This is a genomic window from Paenibacillus sp. 1-8 (genome assembly GCF_056316205.1).
In genome coordinates, this window is sequence record NZ_CM149995.1 from 4317807 (window position 1) to 4341000 (window position 23194).

29 protein-coding genes are annotated in these 23194 nt (G+C 47.1%); 12 read left to right on the forward strand and 17 right to left on the reverse strand.

Translation table 11 applies throughout. The annotated features are described in order from the left end of the window. Positions 1-203 precede the first annotated feature (203 nt). Positions 204-1208, forward strand: a complete 1005-nt coding sequence (locus AC0WRU_RS19840) for an NAD(P)/FAD-dependent oxidoreductase (RefSeq protein ID WP_025685446.1) — start codon at positions 204-206, stop codon at positions 1206-1208. Positions 1209-1368: 160 nt separating this feature from the next. Here the strand turns inward: AC0WRU_RS19840 and sda are convergent, their stop codons facing one another. Next, positions 1369-1512, reverse strand: a complete 144-nt coding sequence (gene sda / locus AC0WRU_RS19845; protein ID WP_025685447.1) for a sporulation histidine kinase inhibitor Sda — start codon at positions 1510-1512, stop codon at positions 1369-1371. A gap of 304 nt (positions 1513-1816) precedes the next feature. Next, positions 1817-2083, reverse strand: coding sequence for a YheC/YheD family protein (locus tag AC0WRU_RS19850; protein WP_476126047.1), 267 nt, complete (start codon positions 2081-2083; stop codon positions 1817-1819). 201 nt (positions 2084-2284) lie between these two features. Here AC0WRU_RS19850 and AC0WRU_RS19855 point away from each other — a divergent pair, with 201 nt between their 5' ends. After that, positions 2285-3832 carry a Ppx/GppA phosphatase family protein gene (locus AC0WRU_RS19855; RefSeq protein WP_476126048.1) on the forward strand — a complete coding sequence of 516 codons (1548 nt, stop codon included), beginning with the start codon at positions 2285-2287 and terminating at the stop codon, positions 3830-3832. Here the strand turns inward: AC0WRU_RS19855 and ppk1 are convergent. Continuing rightward, complete coding sequence (ppk1, locus tag AC0WRU_RS19860; protein ID WP_476126049.1) at positions 3792-5906, reverse strand: polyphosphate kinase 1; 2115 nt, start codon at positions 5904-5906, stop codon at positions 3792-3794. The two genes, AC0WRU_RS19855 and ppk1, sit on opposite strands and share 41 nt — an antisense overlap. 311 nt (positions 5907-6217) lie before the next feature. On the opposite strand from ppk1, the gene AC0WRU_RS19865 reads away from it, so the two are divergent. The 3 genes from AC0WRU_RS19865 (at position 6218) to AC0WRU_RS19875 (ending at position 8239) form a co-directional block, all read left to right on the forward strand. Beyond that, entirely contained in the window at positions 6218-6463 is a 246-nt protein-coding gene (locus tag AC0WRU_RS19865; RefSeq protein ID WP_044645463.1) for a hypothetical protein, read from the forward strand. A gap of 261 nt (positions 6464-6724) precedes the next feature. Continuing rightward, complete coding sequence (locus AC0WRU_RS19870; RefSeq protein WP_476128687.1) at positions 6725-7384, forward strand: futalosine hydrolase; 660 nt, start codon at positions 6725-6727, stop codon at positions 7382-7384. Next, a complete protein-coding gene (locus AC0WRU_RS19875) occupies positions 7385-8239 on the forward strand; it encodes a 1,4-dihydroxy-6-naphthoate synthase (RefSeq protein WP_025682158.1) in 855 nt (284 codons plus the stop codon). It begins immediately after the preceding gene. Positions 8240-8390: 151 nt separating this feature from the next. Here AC0WRU_RS19875 and AC0WRU_RS19880 read toward each other — a convergent pair whose 3' ends face one another. From AC0WRU_RS19880 to AC0WRU_RS19905, 6 genes are all read right to left on the reverse strand, one after another. Further along, complete coding sequence (locus AC0WRU_RS19880; protein ID WP_476126050.1) at positions 8391-8705, reverse strand: hypothetical protein; 315 nt, start codon at positions 8703-8705, stop codon at positions 8391-8393. A gap of 312 nt (positions 8706-9017) precedes the next feature. Further along, the gene (locus AC0WRU_RS19885; protein ID WP_025682160.1) at positions 9018-9308 is read right to left on the reverse strand and encodes a hypothetical protein; all 291 of its coding nucleotides are present in this window, start codon (positions 9306-9308) and stop codon (positions 9018-9020) included. Between the two features lie 6 nt (positions 9309-9314). After that, complete coding sequence (locus AC0WRU_RS19890; RefSeq protein ID WP_476126051.1) at positions 9315-9479, reverse strand: hypothetical protein; 165 nt, start codon at positions 9477-9479, stop codon at positions 9315-9317. Positions 9480-9509: 30 nt separating this feature from the next. Continuing rightward, positions 9510-9854 carry a YkvA family protein gene (locus tag AC0WRU_RS19895; protein WP_476126052.1) on the reverse strand — a complete coding sequence of 115 codons (345 nt, stop codon included), beginning with the start codon at positions 9852-9854 and terminating at the stop codon, positions 9510-9512. A gap of 10 nt (positions 9855-9864) precedes the next feature. After that, on the reverse strand, positions 9865-10479 hold the full coding sequence (locus AC0WRU_RS19900) for a hypothetical protein (protein ID WP_476126053.1): 615 nt from the start codon (positions 10477-10479) through the stop codon (positions 9865-9867). Between the two features lie 85 nt (positions 10480-10564). Continuing rightward, on the reverse strand, positions 10565-11494 hold the full coding sequence (locus AC0WRU_RS19905) for a DMT family transporter (protein ID WP_476126054.1): 930 nt from the start codon (positions 11492-11494) through the stop codon (positions 10565-10567). Positions 11495-11646: 152 nt separating this feature from the next. Here AC0WRU_RS19905 and AC0WRU_RS19910 point away from each other — a divergent pair, with 152 nt between their 5' ends. Next, positions 11647-12525 (forward strand): LysR family transcriptional regulator, encoded by an 879-nt coding sequence (locus AC0WRU_RS19910; RefSeq protein WP_476126055.1) that lies wholly within the window; start codon positions 11647-11649, stop codon positions 12523-12525. Between the two features lie 11 nt (positions 12526-12536). Next, on the forward strand, positions 12537-12719 hold the full coding sequence (locus tag AC0WRU_RS19915) for a nuclear transport factor 2 family protein (RefSeq protein ID WP_476126056.1): 183 nt from the start codon (positions 12537-12539) through the stop codon (positions 12717-12719). A 471-nt stretch (positions 12720-13190) separates the two neighbouring features. Here AC0WRU_RS19915 and AC0WRU_RS19920 read toward each other — a convergent pair whose 3' ends face one another. Continuing rightward, on the reverse strand, positions 13191-13562 hold the full coding sequence (locus AC0WRU_RS19920; protein ID WP_476126057.1) for a hypothetical protein: 372 nt from the start codon (positions 13560-13562) through the stop codon (positions 13191-13193). A gap of 211 nt (positions 13563-13773) precedes the next feature. On the opposite strand from AC0WRU_RS19920, the gene AC0WRU_RS19925 reads away from it, so the two are divergent. After that, on the forward strand, positions 13774-14010 hold the full coding sequence (locus tag AC0WRU_RS19925; protein WP_103049988.1) for a helix-turn-helix domain-containing protein: 237 nt from the start codon (positions 13774-13776) through the stop codon (positions 14008-14010). A 230-nt stretch (positions 14011-14240) separates the two neighbouring features. After that, positions 14241-14579 (forward strand): hypothetical protein, encoded by a 339-nt coding sequence (locus AC0WRU_RS19930; protein ID WP_476126058.1) that lies wholly within the window; start codon positions 14241-14243, stop codon positions 14577-14579. Positions 14580-14677: 98 nt separating this feature from the next. Here AC0WRU_RS19930 and AC0WRU_RS19935 read toward each other — a convergent pair whose 3' ends face one another. Beyond that, positions 14678-15451, reverse strand: a complete 774-nt coding sequence (locus AC0WRU_RS19935) for an S-layer homology domain-containing protein (protein WP_476126059.1) — start codon at positions 15449-15451, stop codon at positions 14678-14680. A 246-nt stretch (positions 15452-15697) separates the two neighbouring features. Beyond that, on the reverse strand, positions 15698-16057 hold the full coding sequence (locus AC0WRU_RS19940; protein WP_013311832.1) for a HesB/IscA family protein: 360 nt from the start codon (positions 16055-16057) through the stop codon (positions 15698-15700). 372 nt (positions 16058-16429) lie between these two features. Between AC0WRU_RS19940 and mqnE the strand changes: the two genes are divergently transcribed. Then, a complete protein-coding gene (mqnE, locus tag AC0WRU_RS19945) occupies positions 16430-17536 on the forward strand; it encodes an aminofutalosine synthase MqnE (protein ID WP_025682168.1) in 1107 nt (368 codons plus the stop codon). 269 nt (positions 17537-17805) lie between these two features. Next, entirely contained in the window at positions 17806-18873 is a 1068-nt protein-coding gene (locus AC0WRU_RS19950) for an NAD(P)/FAD-dependent oxidoreductase (protein ID WP_476126060.1), read from the forward strand. 120 nt (positions 18874-18993) lie between these two features. On the opposite strand, the gene AC0WRU_RS19955 is transcribed toward AC0WRU_RS19950, so the two are convergent. Further along, positions 18994-19251 carry a YuzB family protein gene (locus AC0WRU_RS19955; RefSeq protein WP_014277865.1) on the reverse strand — a complete coding sequence of 86 codons (258 nt, stop codon included), beginning with the start codon at positions 19249-19251 and terminating at the stop codon, positions 18994-18996. A gap of 87 nt (positions 19252-19338) precedes the next feature. On the opposite strand from AC0WRU_RS19955, the gene AC0WRU_RS19960 reads away from it, so the two are divergent. Beyond that, positions 19339-19584, forward strand: a complete 246-nt coding sequence (locus AC0WRU_RS19960; RefSeq protein ID WP_025684715.1) for a NifU family protein — start codon at positions 19339-19341, stop codon at positions 19582-19584. Between the two features lie 93 nt (positions 19585-19677). Here AC0WRU_RS19960 and AC0WRU_RS19965 read toward each other — a convergent pair whose 3' ends face one another. The 4 genes from AC0WRU_RS19965 to AC0WRU_RS19980 all read right to left on the reverse strand — a co-directional run bounded on the left by AC0WRU_RS19965 (position 19678) and on the right by AC0WRU_RS19980 (position 23193). Beyond that, on the reverse strand, positions 19678-20442 hold the full coding sequence (locus AC0WRU_RS19965) for an SDR family oxidoreductase (RefSeq protein ID WP_476126061.1): 765 nt from the start codon (positions 20440-20442) through the stop codon (positions 19678-19680). A 145-nt stretch (positions 20443-20587) separates the two neighbouring features. Then, on the reverse strand, positions 20588-21430 hold the full coding sequence (locus tag AC0WRU_RS19970) for a MetQ/NlpA family ABC transporter substrate-binding protein (RefSeq protein ID WP_025684717.1): 843 nt from the start codon (positions 21428-21430) through the stop codon (positions 20588-20590). A 75-nt stretch (positions 21431-21505) separates the two neighbouring features. Beyond that, positions 21506-22174, reverse strand: coding sequence for a methionine ABC transporter permease (locus tag AC0WRU_RS19975; protein WP_025684718.1), 669 nt, complete (start codon positions 22172-22174; stop codon positions 21506-21508). Further along, positions 22171-23193 (reverse strand): methionine ABC transporter ATP-binding protein, encoded by a 1023-nt coding sequence (locus AC0WRU_RS19980; protein ID WP_476126062.1) that lies wholly within the window; start codon positions 23191-23193, stop codon positions 22171-22173. Before AC0WRU_RS19980 ends, AC0WRU_RS19975 begins: the two co-directional genes overlap by 4 nt. Position 23194: the final 1 nt, after the last annotated feature.

Consider the following 23194-nt stretch of genomic DNA (forward strand, 5'->3'; position numbering starts at 1 on the left):
CACAGCTTTTCTCTGAAAACGGTTAATTTATACACATAGAAAGTCTTCATCGAATATTAATAGCTTTAACTTTGCAAGCGGAACCCGGCAGTCTATAATGATAAACAGTGAATCATACGTTCGGCGGCTTTCTTAACCTCTATGCGGCTGATTCTATATTCAATACCATTATCCATACTATTCCTTTCGGAGGTGTTTTTAGAGTGACAGCTCAATCCACAGATGCGGAACTTCGCGATCTGATTATCATCGGGGGCGGTCCAGCCGGTATTTTCGCTGCTTTCTACGGGGGAATGCGTCAGGCATCCGTCACCTTAATTGAAAGTATGCCCCAACTCGGGGGCCAGCTTGCAGCCCTTTATCCTGAAAAATATATTTATGATGTCGCTGGCTTTCCTAAAGTGACTGCACAGGAACTGGTCAACAATCTGGTTCAGCAGATGAACCACTTTAACCCAGAAGTACAGTTAGAAGAGAAGGTCGTATCATTAGAGAAAAAGGAAGAGCGCCACTTCATCGTCAAAACAGATAAAGGCGGCGAGTATCACGGAAAAGCGGTCATTATTACCGCTGGCGTGGGTGCTTTCGAGCCGCGCAGACTGGAACTGCCGGGCGCAGATCGTTTTGAAAAAACGAACCTGCATTACTTTGTCAGCGACCTGAGCAAATTTGCAGGCCGGAAAGTGCTAATCAGCGGCGGCGGCGACTCTGCGGTAGACTGGGCGCTTATGCTGGAACCGATTGCAGAACAGGTTACATTGATTCACCGCCGCGACAAGTTCCGTGCGCATGAACACAGTGTAGAAAACCTCCTCGCTTCCAAAGTAAACGTCGTTACACCGACTGAAATTACAGAGCTGCACGGGGAAGACTCAATTACGAAGGTTACCCTTGCTCATGTAAAAACCAAAGAAACTCAGGAAATCGAAGTGGACGATGTGATCGTTAACTTTGGATTTGTATCCACTCTCGGCCCGATTGCCGAATGGGGAATCGAAATCGAAAGTAACTCCATCGTGGTTGATTCCCGTCAGGAAACGAATATTCCCGGCATTTTCGCCGCAGGGGACATTACGACCTATCCGGGTAAGCTCAAGCTGATTGCTGTCGGCTTCGGTGAAGCGCCTACGGCCGTCAACAACGCCAAGGTTTATGTAGATCCGGACGCCAAGCTGTCCCCGGGTCACAGTAGTAACATGAAACTGTAGTCTATTCTAGACTATGACAAAAAAGGGTATTTTACTCCAAATTTGAATCGTTGGAGTGAAATACCCTTTTCTACGGTGTGCCTATTCGTTGCAGTGATTGTCCGTAAAGCCATTCGAACCCTGAATGACCTCACAGTCGCAGTACGAGAGCTTGTCCGGTCTAATGAAGGACTACGGCTGTATTCATCTCTAAGTTTCTTTTGTGAATCTCAGCCAGCAACAGTGCAATGAAGTCACATTCAAGTTTAAGCTCGATTGCCATCTGATAGGAATCCAAAAGCATTTCATCCGTCAGTATAGCCATCCTCGACACAACCTTTCCTTTTATTTCAAAATCTATTCTATCAAAATACCAAAAACGGAACAAGCGTTCTGTTATCCACAGCATGTTGTGGAAATCCTGTGTATAAATTGTTGGTAAGTGTCGTTAAGCCATATATGTGACAGGGGATAATGTGGACAATACTTATACACAGGATTTTGACGCTGGTAAATAAAAAAATATTTTTATAGTATACACATATATATTATATTTACAATCTACTAAATTGAATTTTATGGGAGTTAATTTAAGAAGATCAAGGATTATTGGGGTCTTGTATTTACCTCTAAAATCCTATCCGTCCATTCGGATCAAGTCCATAATCAAATCCCAATTGTCCAATCCCCGGAAATCTTTTCTCCAGTACAGGAATACACCGCTGTGTAAGATTAACCATTTCACGTCGCTTTCGGGCAGCCACCCGGCGGGGATAAATCTTCTTAAGTGCATCCATCCCCTTCATCAGAGTTCCCCCTTTGCACAGGTTCGTAATGACTAGTCCGGGACGGGCATGACGTGCGACCACCGACCGGAAAACCCATTTCTGGCCCACCTTCACCACTTTTACCCGATAGTCAACAGCAACCGGCTATTCTTGGATGATAGTCAAGGCCCAAGTCCATTTCGACAAGAATCCCTGCCAACGGTAGCATGCACCTGATATCACTGGTACAATGACAATAATCTGACTACCATTTGCACGGAGCAGCGAAATTTACGGGCAAATCGTTTTTTTCGACAAGGAGGTCATACCATGAACAATAAAATCGGCATCATGGACATTGGATCAAACTCCATTCGTCTAGTAATCTATGAAATGACAGAGACAGGCGCCTACCGGATTGTGCAGGAATGCAAGGAAGCCGCACGACTGAGCGAGAAGGTTGGAGCGAATGGTCGTATGGAACGGGAGGCCGTTCGGAGCATCGCTCCATTGCTGAATCAATTTATGGCAGTATGCCGTATGCACGGGGTCATTCGTATGCGTGCAGCAGCTACAGCCGCCATCCGCAATGCGGCGAATTCAGATGAGATCGTTCAATGGATCGCGGAGGAAACGGGCTTAACGCTGGAAATACTGAGCGGAGAGCAGGAGGGCTATGCGGGCTTTCTGGGCGTGGTAAATACAATGAATGTGAGCGATGGGATTATTATAGATATTGGCGGCGGCAGCACCGAAATTACGCTGTTCCGCGAGCGGCAGCGGCTTCATACCGTATCGTTTCCTTTTGGCGCGGTCAACATGAATTGGCGCTTTGGTCGGGAAGTCAGGAACGGTGAATGGTCCCCTCAGCAAATTGAGGAGATGGAGAGCTTCGTCCGTTCTTCGCTGCAAAACCATGATTGGATCTTTTCCAATCCGGGCCTGCCGTTCATCGGTCTGGGCGGTACCTTGCGTACCTTGGCTAAAATCAATCAGAAGCGGCGGGATTACTCGTTGCCCGTGACACACCATTACGAAATGACGACAGAAGATGTCAATTATTTTTATGTCAGTCTGCCCCATCTCTCCTATGAAAAACGCAAAAAAACAGCCGGCCTGTCCAAAGACAGAGCCGACATTATTGTACCAGGACTCATTATATTGAAAGCGATATTCGAGGCCGCTCAAGGCTCCACCTATTTGGTCAGCGGAGCGGGCTTGCGTGACGGACTGTTTCATGAGCTGGTCAATACCGAACAGCCTGTGGTCGACAATCCACTCATCGCTTCTATCCGCAATATACTTTCATTCGCTGTCCCGGTTAGCGAAACGCACGTCAAGCGAGTTAACGAGTACGCTGTCCGACTTTATGACGAACTCGTTGACGTATGGGGTGACGTGTCGTCCTCAGCGATGGACAAACGTTTGCTGCTGACCGCCGCAACGCTGTACAAAACCGGAGCAGCCCTAAATTACTACCATTTTCGCCAGCATTCCGTGTTCTGGATTCTGCATGCAGGCATCGGCGGTCTGTCCCACCGCGAAACGGTATTGGCCGCGTTGATCGCGGACTACCATCCCAAGAACCGTACGCCCCGTCTGTTGCGCACCCATGCCGATATTCTGGAGCCTTCCGACGAAGCGCGTGTACATCGACTCGGCTCGCTGCTCCAGCTTGCGATTGGCATGGATCGGAGCGAATCCGGTATTATCACCAGCATCAATCCCACCACAGGAGACGATGCACTGCATCTTCGTCTGGAAAGCACGGGTGAACCGATTCTGGAACAGCGGGAGCTGGAGGCTGTCGCCAAAGATTTTCAAAAAGCTTGGAACCTCACGTTGTCGTGGTCCATTCTTCCTTCTTCCAATTTCTAACCTTCATGGCTTCGGATTGGCTCCGCATAGGGGCCTCTTCGTCGTTTCTGGACACAAACTGATAGCTACCGTTAGGCAGAAGCTGCCGCGCCTTCACATTATCCCTCAGGGACAAATGCAAAATATCCGACAGCATCCCCTTGATCCGGTCATCATAAATCGGGCACATCAGTTCAATCCGACGTGTCAGGTTGCGAGTCATCCAGTCCGCGCTGGACAGGAACAACTCCGAAGCCCCTGCATTTTCAAAATAGAACAGCCTGGAATGCTCCAGAAAGCGATCCACAATACTGATGACGCTGATATTCTCGCTGAATCCTTCCACACCAGGACGCAAGCAGCAGACCCCTCTAATGATCAGATCAATCTTCACACCCGCCTGAGAAGCTGCATATAGTTCATCAATCATCTCCTGACTGGATAAGGAGTTGATTTTGGCGATAATGCGGGCGGGCTTGCCTGCCAAAGCTTGCTCTGCTTCCCTGCGGATCAGCTCGAACAGCTTATTCTTCATCCCTGTTGGAGCCACCGTGAAAGCCTGCAAGGTCTTGAGCGCGGAAAAGCCTGTAATTTCATTAAACAGTTCGGAAGCATCCTCGCCAAGCACCGGGTCGGATGTGAACAAACCGATATCCGTATACACCCGTGCTGTACTTTCATTGTAATTGCCTGTGCCCACATGCACGTAGCGCTTGAGCGCGTTGCGCTCGTGGCGTACCACGAGAATAATTTTGGCATGCGTCTTCAAGCCGACCAGACCGTACACTACATGACAGCCTGCTTTTTCAAGCTTGCGTGCCCAGGCAATATTACGTGCCTCGTCAAAGCGGGCTTTCAGCTCCACGACCACCGTTACCTGCTTGCCCGATTCAGCCGCACGAGCTAATGCCGGGATCAACTTGGATTCACCGTTGACACGGTACAAAGTCATTTTGATCGCCATCACATCCGGGTCCTCGGACGCTTCAATGATAAAATCAGTTACCGCATCGAATGATTCATACGGATGGTACACGAGCACGTCCCGTTTGCGAAGTACGTTGAAAATATCCTCTTGCGGGGGCAGTTCTTCCGGATACAGTGGTTTGATTGCCGGAAATTTCAAATGCGAATACCCCTCCAAATGATCGGCAAAAGACGACAAAAACGTCAGATCCAACGGCCCGTCCATCTCAAACACATGATCGAACAGCTTGAATTCGCGTTGAAGCTCCATCAAAGCAAAGGGATGAATCCCTTTTTCCACTTCCAGCCTTACCGGCGCACCGCGTCTTCTTCGACGCAGTTCTTTTTCAATCTCTTCGAGCAAATCTTCGATCTCTTCTTCATTAATGGACAAATCGGAGTTACGCGTAACACGAAAGGCTTGAACCGATTCCGGCACATAGCCCGTGAACAGCGTTTGAATATGATGCTTGATCAGCTCTTCAATTAAAATGAATGATTTCTTCTTGCTATTGGAACGTAGCGGCACAGACACGACACGCGGAATATTGGAAGGCACCTGCACGATGGCAAAAAACGGCTTATCCTCCTCCGTATCCCCTTGACGTCTCAATACAACTGCCAAATATACGTATTTATTATGAACCAGTGGAAAAGGACGGCTCTGATCGACCGCCATCGGCGTCAGCACCGGAAATATAATTTCATGAAAGTAGGTATCGAGAGACTTGCGCTGTGTCGCATTCAAGCCCTCATATTCAAGCAGCAAAATCCCCTTTTTCGTCAACAGGCGAGAAACTTCGCGATAGGTTCGATACTGCTCCGATACCATCGAGACCGTGCGCTTAATCAGCCGTTTGTATAAACCGGAGGGGGTATATCCGGTGAAGTCCTTTTGCATAAAACCGGCCTTGATCTTCTCTCGCGTCTCTGCCACCCGAACAGCCATAAATTCATCCAGATTGCTGGACACAATCGCCAAAAATTTGGCTCTCTCCAGCAACGGTGTATCTGTATCCTGCGCTTCCTCAAGCACACGGCGGTTAAATTCAATCCAGCTTAAATCCCGATTAAAGTAGCGTTCTGACCCGGCTTTATCTTTATCCTTATTCTGACTCTCTATCAACATATGGCCTCCATCAATCATGCAGTATAGTTATGCTTCATTGTACTATTAGATGAAACGCACTAGCATCATAGCTGTGTAAACGCAATGTAAAATGTGTGTAAACGCAGCCTGATGTTGAAAAGGTCACTCGGATACTTTACAAAAATAGCATTAAAGGGTACAGTGATTACGTCTGTTTCATTGAGGTAGTAGATTGTCGAACCGTACTTTTTCACCATATTTGTTATTTTTATCATGTTGTTACTTGCCACATAGCAGCCACGTTCAATTGCTTTATTTTCAAATGGCATCATATAGGGAGGATTTACGTTATGGAACCCAAGAAAACGCCACGCGTACTGCAAAAAAACATCGAATTTTTCACCGCGGCGCTGTCTCAGCATCTCGTTTCAGTCTGGCAGGAGGACCCGACGGGCGTATACTGCGAGATTGGCAGCGGATATATCGAATTGTTCAGCAGCGAGATGATTCGGGTGCGCAATCAGGATGGGACCCAAAGCCATTATGACCGCAATATCACGATGTTTCAGTTGATCACCAAGGATCAGCCGATATAATTATTATATGCTATGCCTGTACTGTTCTTCCAGATTAGAATTGCTTTTTTACCTTGAAAATAACTGATGTCCAACTGTTATCACAGGGTAATCGTTATTATTTAAGGCAGCAATGCTGCTGGCTTTCGGTTTGTGAAAAATATTGCAGGTTTATACCAAAAGCGCCACAGAGCGCTTTTTTTGTCGTTATTTTTTGAACATCGTTTCAAAAAGCAGTATGATAAAGTAGCATATTATCTAAATTTAAAGGGGAATCAACCGATGGAGCCTACAACATCAGACGGACGCATCCTGATCATGACCGCGGTTGAGGGCGAACGGGAAGCCGTGCTGCGCGGGCTGAAAGGCGACAGCCGCTTTGCAGTTAAGCTGGCTGGTGTGGGCGCTCCGTCCGCAGCGGCTTCGACCGCGTTGGCACTGGCTGGCGGTGGCTACCGCTTGGTCATCAGCGCCGGAATCGGCGGCGGCTTCGTGGATGTAGCCGCACTGGAGAGCGTCGTCGTCGCTGACGCGATCATCGCCGCCGACCTCGGGGCCGAGACAGCGGAGGGCTTCAGCAGCGTGGACGAGCTGGGCTTCGGCTCCAGCCGAATCGCCGTAAACGGCGCAACCACGCAGCGGCTCGTTCAGGCGCTGCGCGCCGCCGGACAGACAGCCGTCGCCGGGCCGATTCTGACCGTCACGACGGCGACAGGTACGGCGGCAACCGCAGAACGGCTGGCGACGCGCATTCCCGGGGCTGCTGCCGAAGCGATGGAAGGCTACGGGGTAGCCGTAGCGGCGAACAAGCTGGAGCTGCCTGTGATGGAAATCCGCACGATTTCCAATGCCGTGGGTCCACGTGACCGCGCAGCTTGGCGGATCAAAGAGGCTTTGCAAGCGTTGGAAGCCGCATTCTCTACATTAACGGAGGTTATATAGATGCAAATTGCTTTTTCACCTTGTCCCAACGACACCTTTGTCTTCCATGCCCTGGCGCATGGCTTGATTCCCGGCGCACCTGAGCTGGACATCACTTTTGCCGATATCAACATCACCAACAATCTGGCGGTAACGCCAAATGGGCTGGATGTTATGAAAATCTCTTATGCTGCGCTCCCTTGGGTGCTGGATGAATACGCCCTGCTGCCTTGCGGCGGCGCACTCGGCCGGGGCTGCGGACCGCTCGTGCTGACCAAGGAAGACACCACTGCTCAAGGCCCGGAAGCCCTGTCCGGCAAGCGTGTAGCCGTGCCGAGTGAACGCTCCACGGCCTATCTCCTGTTCCGCCTGTGGGCGGCCAAGCATGTGCCGGGAGGGGTCGGTGAAATTGTCGTGATGCCGTTCGACCAGATCATGCCTGCTGTTCGTGACGGACATATGGATGCCGGGCTGGTTATTCACGAGGCACGTTTCACGTATCCATCCTACGGTCTCAGCAAGCAAGTGGATCTGGGCAACTGGTGGGAAGAAGATACAGGTCTCCCGATTCCGCTTGGAGCCATTATTGCCCGCCGTTCACTGGACCTCGATGCGATCGCAGGCTGGATACGCGCCTCTGTCGAGTATGCTTGGAAGCATCCCGAGGCCTCAAGCGAATATGTATTGTCCCATGCACAGGAGCTGTCTCCGGATGTGGCCCAATCGCATATCGACCTGTACGTGAACGACTTCACCGCCAATCTGGGCGACAGTGGATACGCAGCCATCGAAGCACTGCTCGGACGCGCCGCACAGGAAGGACTTGTTCCTTCGTTTGATTTAGCCAAGCTGCGCCTTGCGTCCACCACCCGCTAACGGACCGACATTGCATATTTTCCTGCTGAATAGAGCAGTTTAAACATATAAAACCTCCCGAACGAGCACATTGCCTAGCCATGCGCCCCATTCGGGAGGTTTTATGATTTCATATTACGAATCATCATCCAGACTTGCTTGATCCTTATTCTTAGCTCTGTTCCACGACCTCGGTCTTAAACACGTTATCCAATTTGGTACCCAATCTTTTGACCAGTGGCACCTTAATATCCCGGCTAAGCTCCTTGAAAAAAGCGTCCATGTCACAATTAATCTTATCCAACACGACCTTTACGGTGCCCTCTGCCAAGATCTGCTCATTCAGATCCTCCGGTACAGTAACCGAGATATCATACTTCTTGCTTAACGTTTTAATGTAGCGGGTAAAGATTTCGATAAGCTCCTCATTGTTGAACTTCTCGACTGCAACTTGCCCTTTGTTCGTAAATTTCAAATTCACTCTCACGTTAGCATATCCCCTTTTCCTTTTGACCATTTATTTTGGATAAACGTTGAACCTTACGAGGCTCTTCAAAGAAAGGGCCTTACCGGTCGTTTTAGACTCTTGTCCTTTGATATACTAAGTATAACACATTAAGTCCGTTTTCATTTCCCAACTTGTCGTTTTATGATAAAAAATGATACAATTTGCGCATTTTCAGCATTAATTCTTTCTTTTCATGCCAATCATTAGGAAGATTTTATACATAAATACACAAAAAAACGCCTATCTCGCAAAAGAAAGACGTTTCCGTATAGATGCTTATGCAGTATGGATTTACAAAGGTTTTGTACATTCCCAACCATGTGAACGATACTCACGTACCGCATCCCGTACATCCTCAATATCATCGGTGTGCAGCAGAACCGCAGGTAAAATCACCCAGTATTCATTCTCTGCCAGATCAATAAATACATCCTCGACGTCATAATATTGCATATCGCCAAAAGCCGTATCCCTGATTTTCTGTCCAACCAAAGGTGTAAAATGGGAATCAAATGTTTTGATCACCTTCGTATATTCCTTCACGCCCGTTGCTGATATCTGCTGTGAAATAATGACGCTCAATACTGTTTACCTCCCTGACTGATAATGCTCATTATAACCTCTTATCAGGCCTTCTACAAAACCTTGTGCTGCAAAAATCCAGGCAAACAAAGCAAGCACCCAGCCCTGCGGCTGCGGCTCACTCTGTCTCATCTGCCAGCGTTCCCTCGCTGCCGGTGTGTATCTATCCATTCCCTGGCTCCCCCGCTCTTCAAGCAAAACTCAAGAAAAAAATTCGTTCGCCTTCTCCCGATGGGCTGGCTTGATATGCATGTCCAGCACTTTTAAGGCCGCCAGCACGATACCCGCATCATCCGTGAATCCCAGCACCGGAATGACATCCGATATCGCATCCAATGGAGAAATAAAATACGCCAAGGCCCCGAAGGCAACCCCTTTGGCATAAAGAGGCGTTTCAGGATCTATCGCACAATAGTACATCGCTACCGCATCTTTCGCAAAAGGAACCTTCCCGGCCGTGGATTTCACCTTTTTGAAAAATCCCTTTTTCACCTGTTCTTCCTGCTTCGGATCATACTTGGCTTTAGTTACATCAAAATCCTTCATAAGGTACCTCCTATTTCTGACTGGCAAGCTTGAAAATTCCACCTTCCCGCTTTCCAAGTTCATAATTTTGTACCGTCATTTCCACCTTCGTATTATTATCCCATACCGGAAGCTTGTTAGGCGCATTATACTGTTTCATGGCTATGTTTATGACTTCTTCCGCCTTCTTCGTCAAGGCATCGGAAGCCATATTATATTTCCCATAACCTTGATAAGCCCCCCCAAAACCAAGATTCGGTTGATTGTTCACGTTCAAAAGCACACCCTTCAACGTACCATCATCCGTCACATCAAAGGTCACTTTTTCCAATACAAAATCATCAGTGACGACAGAGGTTTGCTCCAAAATATGCGATATGGCTGACAGGTTGGCTGCCAATTGAACCCGTTGAAGCAATGCTTCCGTATCCTTTTGCTGCTTTGTCAATGCTTGCGTTGTCTTGTTGAGTGAAGCATTCGCTGTAGTTAAAGTATTTACCTTCGTGTTCAAATTATAATTCCATAGCGCTAAAGAAATACATCCTAATACAGCTATGCCTGAAATGACCGTGGCTACGACTGCAAGCTTACGAGCAGAACCCTTTTGCGGCTCCACAGACTGAGTATGAATACTTAATTCCTCCATAACAAACTTCCTCTCTATTTATATAGTCATATTTTACTATGACCCCCTTTTATAATCTAGTATATTCTTCCTGCATTCTCATTCTCTATTCATTGGTACAGGATTTCGTTTCGTGGGCCTTCGAGCTTCGGTTGCCCCGTTTTCCCGGTAAAGCCGTATTCACCAGATACACACTGCCCGCGATCAGCACCAATCCCACCACGAATGTCAGGGTAAGCGACTCCTTGAGCATCACCATACTAAAGATCGTAGACAGCACCGGAATCATAAACGTATAGGAGCCGACAGTTCCTGCTTCTCCGTTGTCGATCAGCTTAAAATAAACCATCCAGCCCATCGCAATCACGAATACCGATATAAATAGCAAGATAGCGATAAAGGAGGGGCTCCAGTGAATATCGCTCCATTTCTCCGTCGTAAGTCCAATTCCATTAAGTATAATTCCCCCAAAAACGAGCTGCATCGTCACCGCCCAAATGGAGTCCAACTGCTTGCTTTTTTTCTTCAAATAAATCGTTCCGAGTGCCCAGGACAATCCAGAGGCCAGCCCTAACACAATACCCAAGACGGACAAATGCCCTGCCATCCCGCTGGAGCTAATCACAATTATCCCGCCAAAGCCGAGAACCAGTCCAATGACCTTCATCGGAAACATGCGCTCACCCAACCACAACCAGGAGAACAATCCAAGCAAGATCGGCTGTAAGAATACTAAAGTGGAAAATAACCCGGCAGGCAAATATCGTAGCCCCACCGTCTGAAAGCCGTAGTAGCCTGCAATATTAAATATCGCCAGAACGAGATACGTCCACGCATTCTGTCTCAAACGCAAGGTTTCCCTGTGACGCATAGCGAACAGAAGCAGGATTAGCCCGCCCAGCAGCGTACGTATGCCTGAAAATAAAATAGGCGGTGTATCCGGCAAAGCCAGCTTGGTCAACGGCCAGTTAATCCCCCACACCATCACTAATATCAATACAAGCCACAGCGTAGCTTTAGGTGTTAATGTTTTCATAGATATCTTCCTCTCCCCTAGCGATGATCATCGCTCATTTCATACGGCTATAGTCATTTACAGCCATTTGCAAAGCTTTACTTTATTAGCGTATACTGTGGGCACTAATAAATAAAATGAATGTTTTCGATAAGGGAGATAACTTTTCGATTATGACCATTACCCAAATCATGATCTTTGTCCGCGTAGCTGAAACGCTAAACTTTACCCAAACTGCCCATGAGCTGCATATGACACAACCCGCAGTCAGCCATGCCATCGCCAGTATTGAGAGTGAGTTGGATGTCCAGCTATTGCTGCGTGACCGAAAAAAAGGCGTGCTGCTGACAGATATCGGGCAAAAGGTACTGCTGCAATTCCGCATGATACTGCAAAGCATGGAAAAAGTAGAGCAGCAGGTCGCCGCCGAAAAAGGGCTGGACGTTGGCACAATCACCATCGGAGCTTTCCCTTCGGCCTCCGCCTATTTTCTGCCCCCGATCATACATCATATTCGTCAGCATTACCCGAACCTCATATTCGATCTGCACGAAGGCTCCACGAATGAGGTTAAGGAATGGCTGCATAACCGAGAGATTGAAGCAGGTATCATTCTGCTGCCAGATCCGCAGGTGGATGTCATCCCTTTATGTCAGGATAATATGGTTATTCTCCTGCCGGACGGTCATCCTTTACAATCGCAAAGCAAAATCGCCATTCGAGACTTGAACCAGCAGGATATGATCTTCTGTAAAGGCGGGCATGAGGTTGCCATTATGGAAGGCTTTGAGCGTGAACAAAGCCAGTTGCAGGCACGTTTCACTACTCACAATGTCACCACCTTGGTCAGCATGGTTCGACAAGGACTGGGCATGGGGATCGTCTCTTCATTCTCCTTGTCCACATTCCCTCATGATCTGACCGTCAAGGAAACCACACCCCTGATTACACGCCAGATTGGTATCGCCGTGCCATCCCTGCACAATGCTTCTCTGGCTGTACAGTTATTTGTGCGCATCGCGCAGGAGTTATTTACGGATATGGAGAAGTAAAAGCTACGGATATGCAAGTGTTGGACCAAAAGGTGATTCTGCTGGATGGTACTGCGGTAACTGTGACGCGAGTTTCTTTACGAGGAACGGTAGGTAATGAACCCATTGAAGATGAAATGTGCTACACCCGTGTTTGGCACGATATGGATGGGGCGTTGAAGATCATTTCAGGGCATTGTAGCTTGGTGAAATAGTTAAGACTAACACCATTTGTGGAAAAAAAAATAGCACTATGCTATACTATCAACAAAAGCTGTATCACGTACTATGTGTCATATAACATATGATATGTGGGTAAAATAAGAACAGTCGCGATGTTCCACCATCGCGACTTTCTGACAAAGGCCGGTGGGCGACCACGGCGAGAATTTCATACTGCGTACGAAAAACCACCGGATTGCTAGGAGGCCAAACCTATTCCCGGTGGTTTTTCCTGTCTTTACGTGATTGTTTCCAGGCTTGAACCAAAGCCTTTAGACCAGTAGTAATACTGACCAACTTTAGCACAACGTCAAGAATCTTCACGATTAGATCAAATGACACGGCGTCACCCCCTCTCGGGCTAGCTTCGCCGTATCTTCCCCACCGGTTATTTTGTCCAAATTATTATAGCATAAATGGGATAATTGGAATATAGAAGGAACCATAAGAAAAACAATACTGGCTTACAGATTTCCCTTTGTTTTCACGAGGTTAAGCTCAACATGACTTCGACCATGTAGCCATAGCAGTTCATCCAGTAAAAACGTCAATCCATCCTTACTACGCAAACGCTCGATCAGCTCTGTAGCAACCTCCATGATCTCACGTTGTACATTCTCTGCTAATTGTAGCCCCCCACTTTCCCCATCCACATAAAGATACGGATGATCCGGTTGTTCTACCTTTCTTACATGTCGCAGACACAATCTCCCATGTTCAAGATAAAAGAAATAGCTACGCTCATACAAAACTCCCTCAAATAATTCGTACATATGAGGATCATCATCAGGTCCATATACCATGGCAACTCTTTTCAATTCAACAGATTCGCTCATAATTAATTCCGCTCCTTCTGTATTCATTAATCTTGTCAATGAAGCACACAATGTTATGTTTATATGTATTTAATGTACGACTTCTTATACATATAATACACTTTCACAAGTAAACTTTCAACACTTATCGAATAAAATGTACGCATTATTGTAATTTAAGTTTGACTTCTATAAGATTTGAGTACATATAATAAGTTGAGGGGGATTGCTCATGGGATTGAAACCAAGTTATAAACCAATGGAAATCACTCTAATTAAACGAGATAAAACACGAACTTACCTTCGCACTCAATTAGGAATATCACCATCTACTTTGGCGAAAATGTCTAATGGGGAATTTGTAGCTATGAGTGTCATTGCACGCATTTGTGAGGAATTAGACTGTAGAATTGAAGAGGTTGTAGAGTTTATAGAGGAGCAACCATTAGATACAGAAAAAGAGCGCTAGCCTTTTTGAAGAGGATAGCGCTCTTCCTTTTTATTAACTATATTTTCCTATTGTTAATCTACCCGCTGCATAAGGAACCGATCAATTAGTTCTATTTTTTGCTATATAGTAAGAAATGTACATGAAAAACGGAGAAGACGGAATGGTGCTGTACAAGCGAAGCGGTCGCTTTTGTCCCCGGATTTCTACCCAATTATAAGCTTTATTCAAGAAATCCGGGGGCGGTGGCGATGGGAAGCACCATCCGTCTGCGGAGTGGCACTAAAGTAACTTTTAAGTTCCATTTATATATTCGATCTTTTGATTGGTTGCTTCATTGCTTTATAAGTCATGCAAGAGTAATCACTTATAATAAAATGGAGAGTGATAAAATGCACTTTATAAAATCGATTTACACAAAACAAAACATAAATACCTCAGTGCTCTTTTTTGCATTTTTAGTTCTATATAGTGTTTTTTCTGAGATTGAAATTAAACCCGTAGCACTCTTACTTTTTACAGTTGTATTTGCCTTTTTTAATGCCCTGAGTAAATTTGTCCAATCCACACGTAGTGATAATGATCATTAAACACATTCAAAAAGGCCTCCTTAGCAATATAGTACGCGACTATACCGCTATAGAGGCCTTCATTTATAGTTGGATCTTTTCTTGCTTTCGTCTGATCATCACTTCGATTGCTTTGTGGCTTCGTACAAACGCTGTAAAATGGTAACCGCTTCAGCCCGTGTGACTAGCGCTTTTGGGTGAAGGTATCCTTCATTAGCGGTAAGGACGCCCATATTAGTCAGGGTGTAGAATGCTTCTGCCTTTTGTTCTTGGAAATCTCCATCATAGAAGTACTCTTCTTCGGTCGTGTCGATGAATAGTACCGGATAGTTGACCGAGAAATTGTCATTGTAATTCGCCTGACGAATTTTCATATCCTTGTACTGTGCAGTTGTAGAGATTACTTCCTTGATCTCAGGATGAAGAGTCTGATTCGTATAATCCGTCCGAACGGAAGCAATCATCATCACATCCCAGCGGGTCAGCGGTTTGTCGGGCTTGATATAGAATTGATAGTTTGGATATTTGCCTCCTACACTTTCAGTGAACGGCCAAACATAATCCCCGTTGAATAATGCTGCAAAATCTTTATTCGCCCAGTGCTTACGCGCATCAACAAAGTCTGAGGCTTTTCCGGACGAATGATTGATTTCTGGAAAAAGCTTGTGAAACATATTTACAAATTCCGCTTTCGTTATGGTTTTGCCCGGCTTGAAGGTCCCATCCGCATAGCCCTTGACAACGCCTTTGTCGACCATCGAACGAATGGATTCGGCAGCCCATTCATATTTTGTCCCGTTCACATCAGTAAACGTATTTGCCGCGAATGCGGATTGACTGAAAAACAGTGCCACCGCAACCAACAGGGTGATAAGCCATTTCTTTCTTAACATCTCTTTCCACTTCCTTTAGGTAAAATTTATGTAGAACATAGTTCTCCAAACTCCATGTTATATCGGCATTTCAAAAGCAAATGATGATGATAATAGACAGAAAAAAACAACACAAAAACGACCTCCGCAACGAGTAAAATCCCGTCACAAAGGCCGTTATCCGCAATCCCGAATACCTATTCCGCTAGGCTAACGCATCTACCTCCGAACAGATCATCGGAAGACAAAACGTTGACGTAACGTGTGTTAACAAGGCTCTTCGTTCGGCTTACCTGCATCCGTAGCTGTACGGAAGCTCGAACCGCAGCCGCATGTCGCTACAGCATTCGGGTTATGAATCGTGAAGCCGCCTGACATACCGGACTCTTCAAAGTCGATCTCCAGACCGTCCAGGTAGCGGATGCTTTCTTTTTCCACTACAATCTTCATATCCTGTACGTTCATATATATATCCTGATCCGTCTCGTTGTCATCAAAGCCCATGGCATACGAGAATCCGGTGCAACCGCCCGGCGTAACACCCAGACGCAAAAACATATTCGGCGTTTCCTGCTGCTCCAGCATATCTTTCAAGCGCTCGGCAGCGGAATCGGTGATGTTAATCATGACTCCATCCTCCTCTTTTACTTCATGTTCTCCTTCAGTATACTCCACTATTTGCAGGTGCTCAAGTCGTGGAATGTCCTTCCCTTGCAGGCTAAAGGACCTGTTTTTCTGTTCGTTTGTATTGAACACCTGTGAGGTGAGGTTTATAATAGGTGAAGAGTGTGTAAAAGAAACTGTCGGAAATTTGTCATTTCAAAGGCGATATTTTGAGGCATTCATCATTGTAGCCTGGCATTGTAATATTTTTCACATATCATATATCCGCGCTGCCGGATTCTTACCGACGGAACGGGACATCCTGTGCGCATTAAGCGCTTGTGCCGCTTATAGGGCGTACAGCCTCGCACAGAGCAACTTGAAGGAGGAATAGGCATGTCCACATTAGCTACACCCTTTACAGACCGCAGAATGGCGGAGATTGTAGAAAAGGTACAGAACGGCATCCGTTTGAACCTTGAAGATGGTATATATTTGTACGAAACTGACGATATTCTCACACTGGGTCAGTTGGCTAACGAAGCGAATTTACGCAAGAACGGAAAAAAGGTTTATTTTATTGAGAACATGAGCCTGTACTTCACCAATGTATGCGAAGCGCACTGCGCGTTCTGCAATTTCCGCAAGGATCAGGGGGAGGACGGCTCTTATACGTTGTCCGGGCAGGAAATGATTGATTATGTTGAGCAACACATCCATCCGGGGGTAAGAGAATTTCATATCGTCGGTGGTCATAATAATCATGTGCCTTTCCAATACTATGTAGACTCATTGAAGGCGCTGAATGAAAAGTATCCCCACGTTACACTGAAAGCTTACACTGCAGCGGAAATTGACTTTTTCACACGTATTAGCGGCTTGAGCATTAAGGAAGTGCTTCAGGAACTGCAAAAGGCAGGTCTGCAAACGCTGACCGGCGGTGGCGCAGAGATTTTATCGGATGAGTATCGCCAAAAGATGCGTGTCACCAAAGCGAATGTAGATCGCTATCTTGAGGTTCATCGCACGGCCCACCATCTCGGCATGAAAACTCATACGACCATGCTGTACGGTTCGGTCGAATCGTATCAGGATCGTATTGAACATATGCTGCAAATTCGTGAATTGCAGGACGAAACGAACGGATTTATGGTATTTATTCCATTGTCCATGCAGCCGAAAAGCAAAAACGCCAACATCATGCGCCGTAACTCCGCTTACGAGGATCTCAAAACCATTGCGATCAGCCGCCTGATGCTGGATAATATCGACCATGTCAAAGCTTACTTCATTAATATTGGCCCGCAATTGACGCAGGTCGCTCTGACCTTCGGCGCATCGGACGTCCATGGTACGATTGTGCGCGAGCAAATCAGCCATGCCGCAGGCGCACTGACCCCGGCCGGATTGACCCGTAAAGAGCTGATCTGGCTGGTCAAAGGTGCAGGACGCATCCCGGTTGAACGGGACACCTTCTATAACGAAATCGAAGTTTTTGAATAAAAGTAATATCGGATTTGGATTTCCCGCTTGCATTTCATCCCCATTACTCACACCATGCAGCGTCAAGCTGCCCCGGAACTTTCTCGTCTGCCTGCCTATAGGCGGGCCGGGAAGCCGGGTTTTATAACAACAAAAAAACTTGTGTCTGATCGGAAACATTGAATTTGCATGTCGCCGGGATAAGACGTAATTTGAAGGCGAACAAGGTTTCCTGATGAGGCACCAGACCATTTGCCGGGGACACGGTAGCGAAAGGACGGCGGATTTTGATGAAAAATTTCGTTATTCTGGGAGGCGGCTACGGTGGCCTTACCATTGCCAAGGAATTACTCAATAAATATATTCCCGATGATGTACAGGTTATTCTAGTGGATCGAATGCCCTTTCAGGGATTGAAAACAGAATACTACGCCCTCGCGGCGGGGACGGTATCTGATTTTGATTTACGGGTACATTTTCCCGATGAACAACGGCTCATTCGCAAATATGGGGAAGTTACTTCAATGGATCTGGAAAATAAAATCGTACATTTTCAGAATGGCGAGCCGTTACCCTATGAGCAGCTTGTGATTGCACTGGGCTGTACGGACCGTTTTCACAATACACCGGGGGCTGAGGAACATAGCTGTACCATTCAGTCCTTTAACAATACACGTCAAACGTATCTGCGTCTGAATGAAATCAAGCCTTACGGACATGTGCATATTGTAGGCGGCGGTTTGAGCGGTGTTGAGATTGCGGCGGAATTGCGCGAAAGCCGCACGGATTTGAATATTACCATTATGGATCGGGGCGAGCGGGTGCTGTCAGCATTCCCGCAGCGTTTGTCTGCCTATGTGCATGCCTGGTTTAAGGAGCATCAAGTTGATGCGTTAAATCATGTGGGGGTTTCCCGCATTGAGCCGGGCGCTATTTACAACCATGATGAAGAAATTGTGACGGATGCGGTTGTATGGACTGCCGGGATTCAACCCGTGAAAATCGTGCAGGATTTAGCTGTGCCCAAAGATCCTCAGGGCCGCATTGTGCTAAATGAATATTACCAAATTCCGGATCATCCCGAGGTGTATGTAGTTGGAGACTGCGCCAGTCTCCCCTACTCCCCAAGTGCTCAGGCGGCCGAGGTACAAGGTGAGCAGATTGCACACATTGTACACGACCTGTGGAAAGGCCACACGCCTCACCCGCATCCTTTGAAGCTGCGTGGCACATTGGGTGCGCTTGGCAAGAAGGCCGGATTCGGCTATGGTTTTATGGGCAGCACCTCACTGCGTGGTCGTGTACCCCGCCTGCTCAAAAGCGGCGTGCTCTGGAAATCCAAACGCCATTTTGGCTAATCTGTTAATACAACACACAAAGAAGACCTGCTCTGGGAGCGGGTCTTCTTTGTGTTAAACATGTATAGACGGTGCATATATCATAGACAGAACGAAGCAGGCTGACGAATGATTAACATCTTAGTCTAGATCAAGGTTATCCCATGCCTCGGCTTCTTTGATTTTGTTCATAATCACTTCGTACAGCAGCTCTGCTGAATCGGCAGATACAATCTCGCCGTTGACCATCGCATACGGCTCTGCGTTACACTGACCACAATTGCTGAGGCAGCCGTATTCAATGACGTCGTAATCCGGGTTTTGCTCCAGTCTGGACATAATTTCATCCGTGCCAAAATGCATATTGCTGGTGCAAAATTCAATGATGGGTCTTAACATTTTTTCACCTGCTTTGGTCGACGGGCATTTTAATTTGGCCCGCTTTGTAATATAATATATAAGGTATAGGAAAGGAGTTGAATTCTAATGAGCGAAACACAAAGCATTCCAATGTATGATGAAGTATCCGAAGTATTGGATAAGCTTCGCCCGTTCCTGCAACGCGATGGTGGCGACGTTGAACTGGTTGATGTAGAAGACGGCATCGTTAAGCTGAAGCTGGTAGGCGCTTGTGGCAGTTGCCCAAGTTCCACAATCACGCTGAAAGCAGGGATTGAACGCGCTCTTCTCGAAGAAGTCGACGGCGTCCAAGAAGTGGTACAAGTATTCTAATGCTTGATGCATAATGATCATGAGAGTCTTGACTTCGGTAACGAAGCTCAAGACTCTTTTTTTGTGTGACGGAGTCTATTGGATCTTAATCCCTTATATGGTCGGTCGAATCGGGTCCAGCCCTCCCGACACATCCATAATATTGCCTGTGATAAAATCCGAATCCTCATTACACAAATAAGCAATCACTCGCGCAATATCCTCTCCACTCCCCGGACGTCCACGCGGTGTCTCTTTATCCTGCAAGCCGATGACGTCGGCAATTGACTTTTCCTTGTTCGCACCCCGGATATCCCCGGGACAAATCATATTGACCGTGATACCATAAGGAGCTTCCTCCACAGCGAGTGACTTCGTAAAAGAAACCAGCCCCACCTTGGCGGCTGCGTACACGGCGCGATGCGGCCAAGCCCGTGCTTCTCCAGCATGACCAAAGCCAAAATGAATAATACGTCCCCATTGCTGATTACGCATATGAGGTAATACCAAATGATCCAGCAGCATCGTACCCACCAGATTCCCCTGAATCATGGTATGAATCTCGGCTACACTGTAATCCGCAAACAAGCGGCGTTCCCGAATGAACGGTCCGGCGTTATTTACCATAATATCTACGCCGCCCAGCCGATCCTGTACTTCACCGATCAGCCTTGTAATATCTTCCTGAATCGAAATATCTCCTTGCAAAGACAGACAGCGTACTCCCTTGGCCTCAATCACCTGCCTAAGCTCTTCGGCCTCGGTGTGGCTATGCACATAATTCAGTGCAATATCACAGCCTTCATCAGCCAGACGCAGAGCGGTCATTTTACCTAATCCTTTAGCACTGCCCGTTATAAGTGCGACTTTGTGTCTCAACAGTTTTCCTCCTCTTCACAGAGAACGGTCACCCCCAAGTATAAAATATTTAGGCTTCGCCTACAACTCCAAGCAAAAAAGAAACCCCAAATTCTCTTGTTCAAGAGAATTCGGGGTTGGGGTTGAACACGTTCTCGTTCCCAGCTTAAAATGCAGGGATAATCGCGCCTTGGTATTTGTCTTCAATGAATTTTTTAGTTTCAGGGGATTGCAACGCTTTGATCAGCTTCTGAATCGCTTCGGAATCTTTATTATCCGGACGCGCTACCAGAATGTTAGCATATGGAGAATCTTTATCTTCCAACGCCAGTGCATCCTTTGTAGGGTTCAGCTTCGCTTCCAGAGCGTAGTTCGTGTTGATCAGTGCAATGTCCACTTCAGGCAACTGACGTGGCAGCATAGCCGCTTCCAGCTCCTTGAATTTCAGGTTTTTCGGGTTTTCTGTGATATCCTTTACTGTAGCTTCGATGTTGCTTGCGTCTTTCAGCTTGATCAGACCTTGTTTGGCCAACAACAACAATGCACGACCTCCATTGGTTGCATCGTTCGGGATGGCTACGGTAGCACCGTCCGGAATTTCATCAAGCTTTTTATATTTTTGGGAGTAGATACCGAATGGCTCCAGATGAACCGCGCCTACAGATACCAGGTCCATTTTGCGCTCTTTGTTCATAACATCCAGGTAAGGAACATGTTGATAGAAGTTAGCATCCAGTTGCTTGTCGAACAATTGTACGTTCGGTTGTACGTAGTCGTTAAACTGAACGACTTGAAGACGAATGCCCTCTTTTTCCAACTGAGGCTTGATCGCTTCCAAAATTTCCGCATGGGGCACAGGAGAAGCGCCAACTTTCAGCTCGACTTCACGTGGTGACCCGCCTGTGTTTTGGGTCGCATTGTTTGTATCGGATGTCGTGTTTTTTGTACCGCAAGCAGCCAGTACCGCAATTAATGTCAAGCTTAATACAGCCAATACCCATTTTTTCATGTGATTACCCCTCCAATAAATTGTAGTGTTCAGGATTTAGACGTCCTGATCAATAAGGATATCTATATGGTTTCCCTATTTTCGAGTATAATGTCGCACCAGACGGTCACCCGCCATTTGCAGCAGTTGCACCAGTACGACCATTAGTACGACCGCAACGATCATTACAGCCGTTTCATAACGGTAGTATCCGTAGTTAATAGCCAGCGTACCCAGACCACCGCCCCCGATCATACCGGACATCGCTGTATAGGATACGAGCGTAACGACGGTAATCGTTAATGCGGCGAGCAGACCCGGCAGTGCCTCACGCAACAGCACCCGACGGATAATCTGCCCTGTAGAGGCGCCCATGGCTTGTGCAGCCTCGATGACACCCTTGTCCACTTCGCGCAATGACGTCTCCACCAGACGGGCGAAGAATGGCGCAGCACCAATGACCAGCGGCGGAATCGTACCCAGCACCCCCGTGGAAGTCCCCACCAGCGACCGTGTAAAAGGAATCAGTGCAACAATCAAAATAATAAACGGTACGGAACGCAAAATGTTTACGATAAAGGAAAGTACAACGTATATCACCTTCATCAGACTCCATGAAGAACGGCTTGCCAGAAATAATAAAATCCCGAGAGGCAGACCAATAATAAGGGTGAACAACGCAGATGCACCGAGCATCTGAAGTGTCTCTAATGTAGAGTTACCTAATTCTTCCCAACTCACTTGTGAAAAGTCAAGTTCACTCATTGTCCGATCACCTCCACATCAAGTCCCTGACTGGACACTTCGCGAAGCGTATGCTCAATATCCTCCTGATTTCCTTCAAAACGGACGATAAGCTGTCCATACGGTACGTTTTTAATTGTGGAGATGGTTCCCTGCAAGATCGCAAAATCAACGCCGGTACTACGAGCCGTTCGCGACAGAATCGCATCGTATGTCTTGCTGCCCAAAAATGAAATCCGTACAACATGCGCCGATTCGCCGCCTCCTGCTGCCGCAATCGCTGCTTGTAGCTCCTCGGGATGCTCAGACTCCCGCTGGATAAAGTCCTTGGTCACCTGATGCTGCGGCTTCAGGAATACTTCTGCCACCGGACCTTGCTCCACGATGTCGCCCTGATGAATGACGCCGACACGATCACAGATGCTTTGAATGACATGCATTTCATGCGTAATCAGCACGATGGTCAAATTAAAGCGCTGGTTAATGTCTAACAGCAATTTCAGGATGGACCCTGTCGTCTGCGGATCAAGCGCCGAAGTCGCCTCGTCGCACAGCAGTACATGAGGATCACTGGCAAGCGCTCGTGCAATACCTACCCGCTGCTTCTGTCCACCCGAGAGCTGTGACGGATATTTAGCGCTGTGTTCTTCCAGACCGACCAGTTCCAGCAATTCACGAACCTTCTGGTCCAACTTCTCCTTCGGTGTATTTACCAAGCGCAACGGAAAGGCAATATTGTCATATACCGTCGCCGAGGATAACAAATTAAAATGCTGAAAGATCATTCCGATTTTACGACGCTGTTTCTGTAACTGGGATTGGCTTACCGTGGCGAGATTCACGCCATCTACCCATACCTCGCCCGAGGTCGGACGTTCCAATAAATTAATACAGCGGATCAGCGTACTTTTCCCCGCTCCGGAATGACCGATGACTCCAAATATTTGACCACGCTCTATGGAAAGATTCAAACCGGACAGCGCACTAACGCGTCGGCTTCCTTTGCCATAATGCTTGGTTAATTGCTTAAGCTCTATCAAC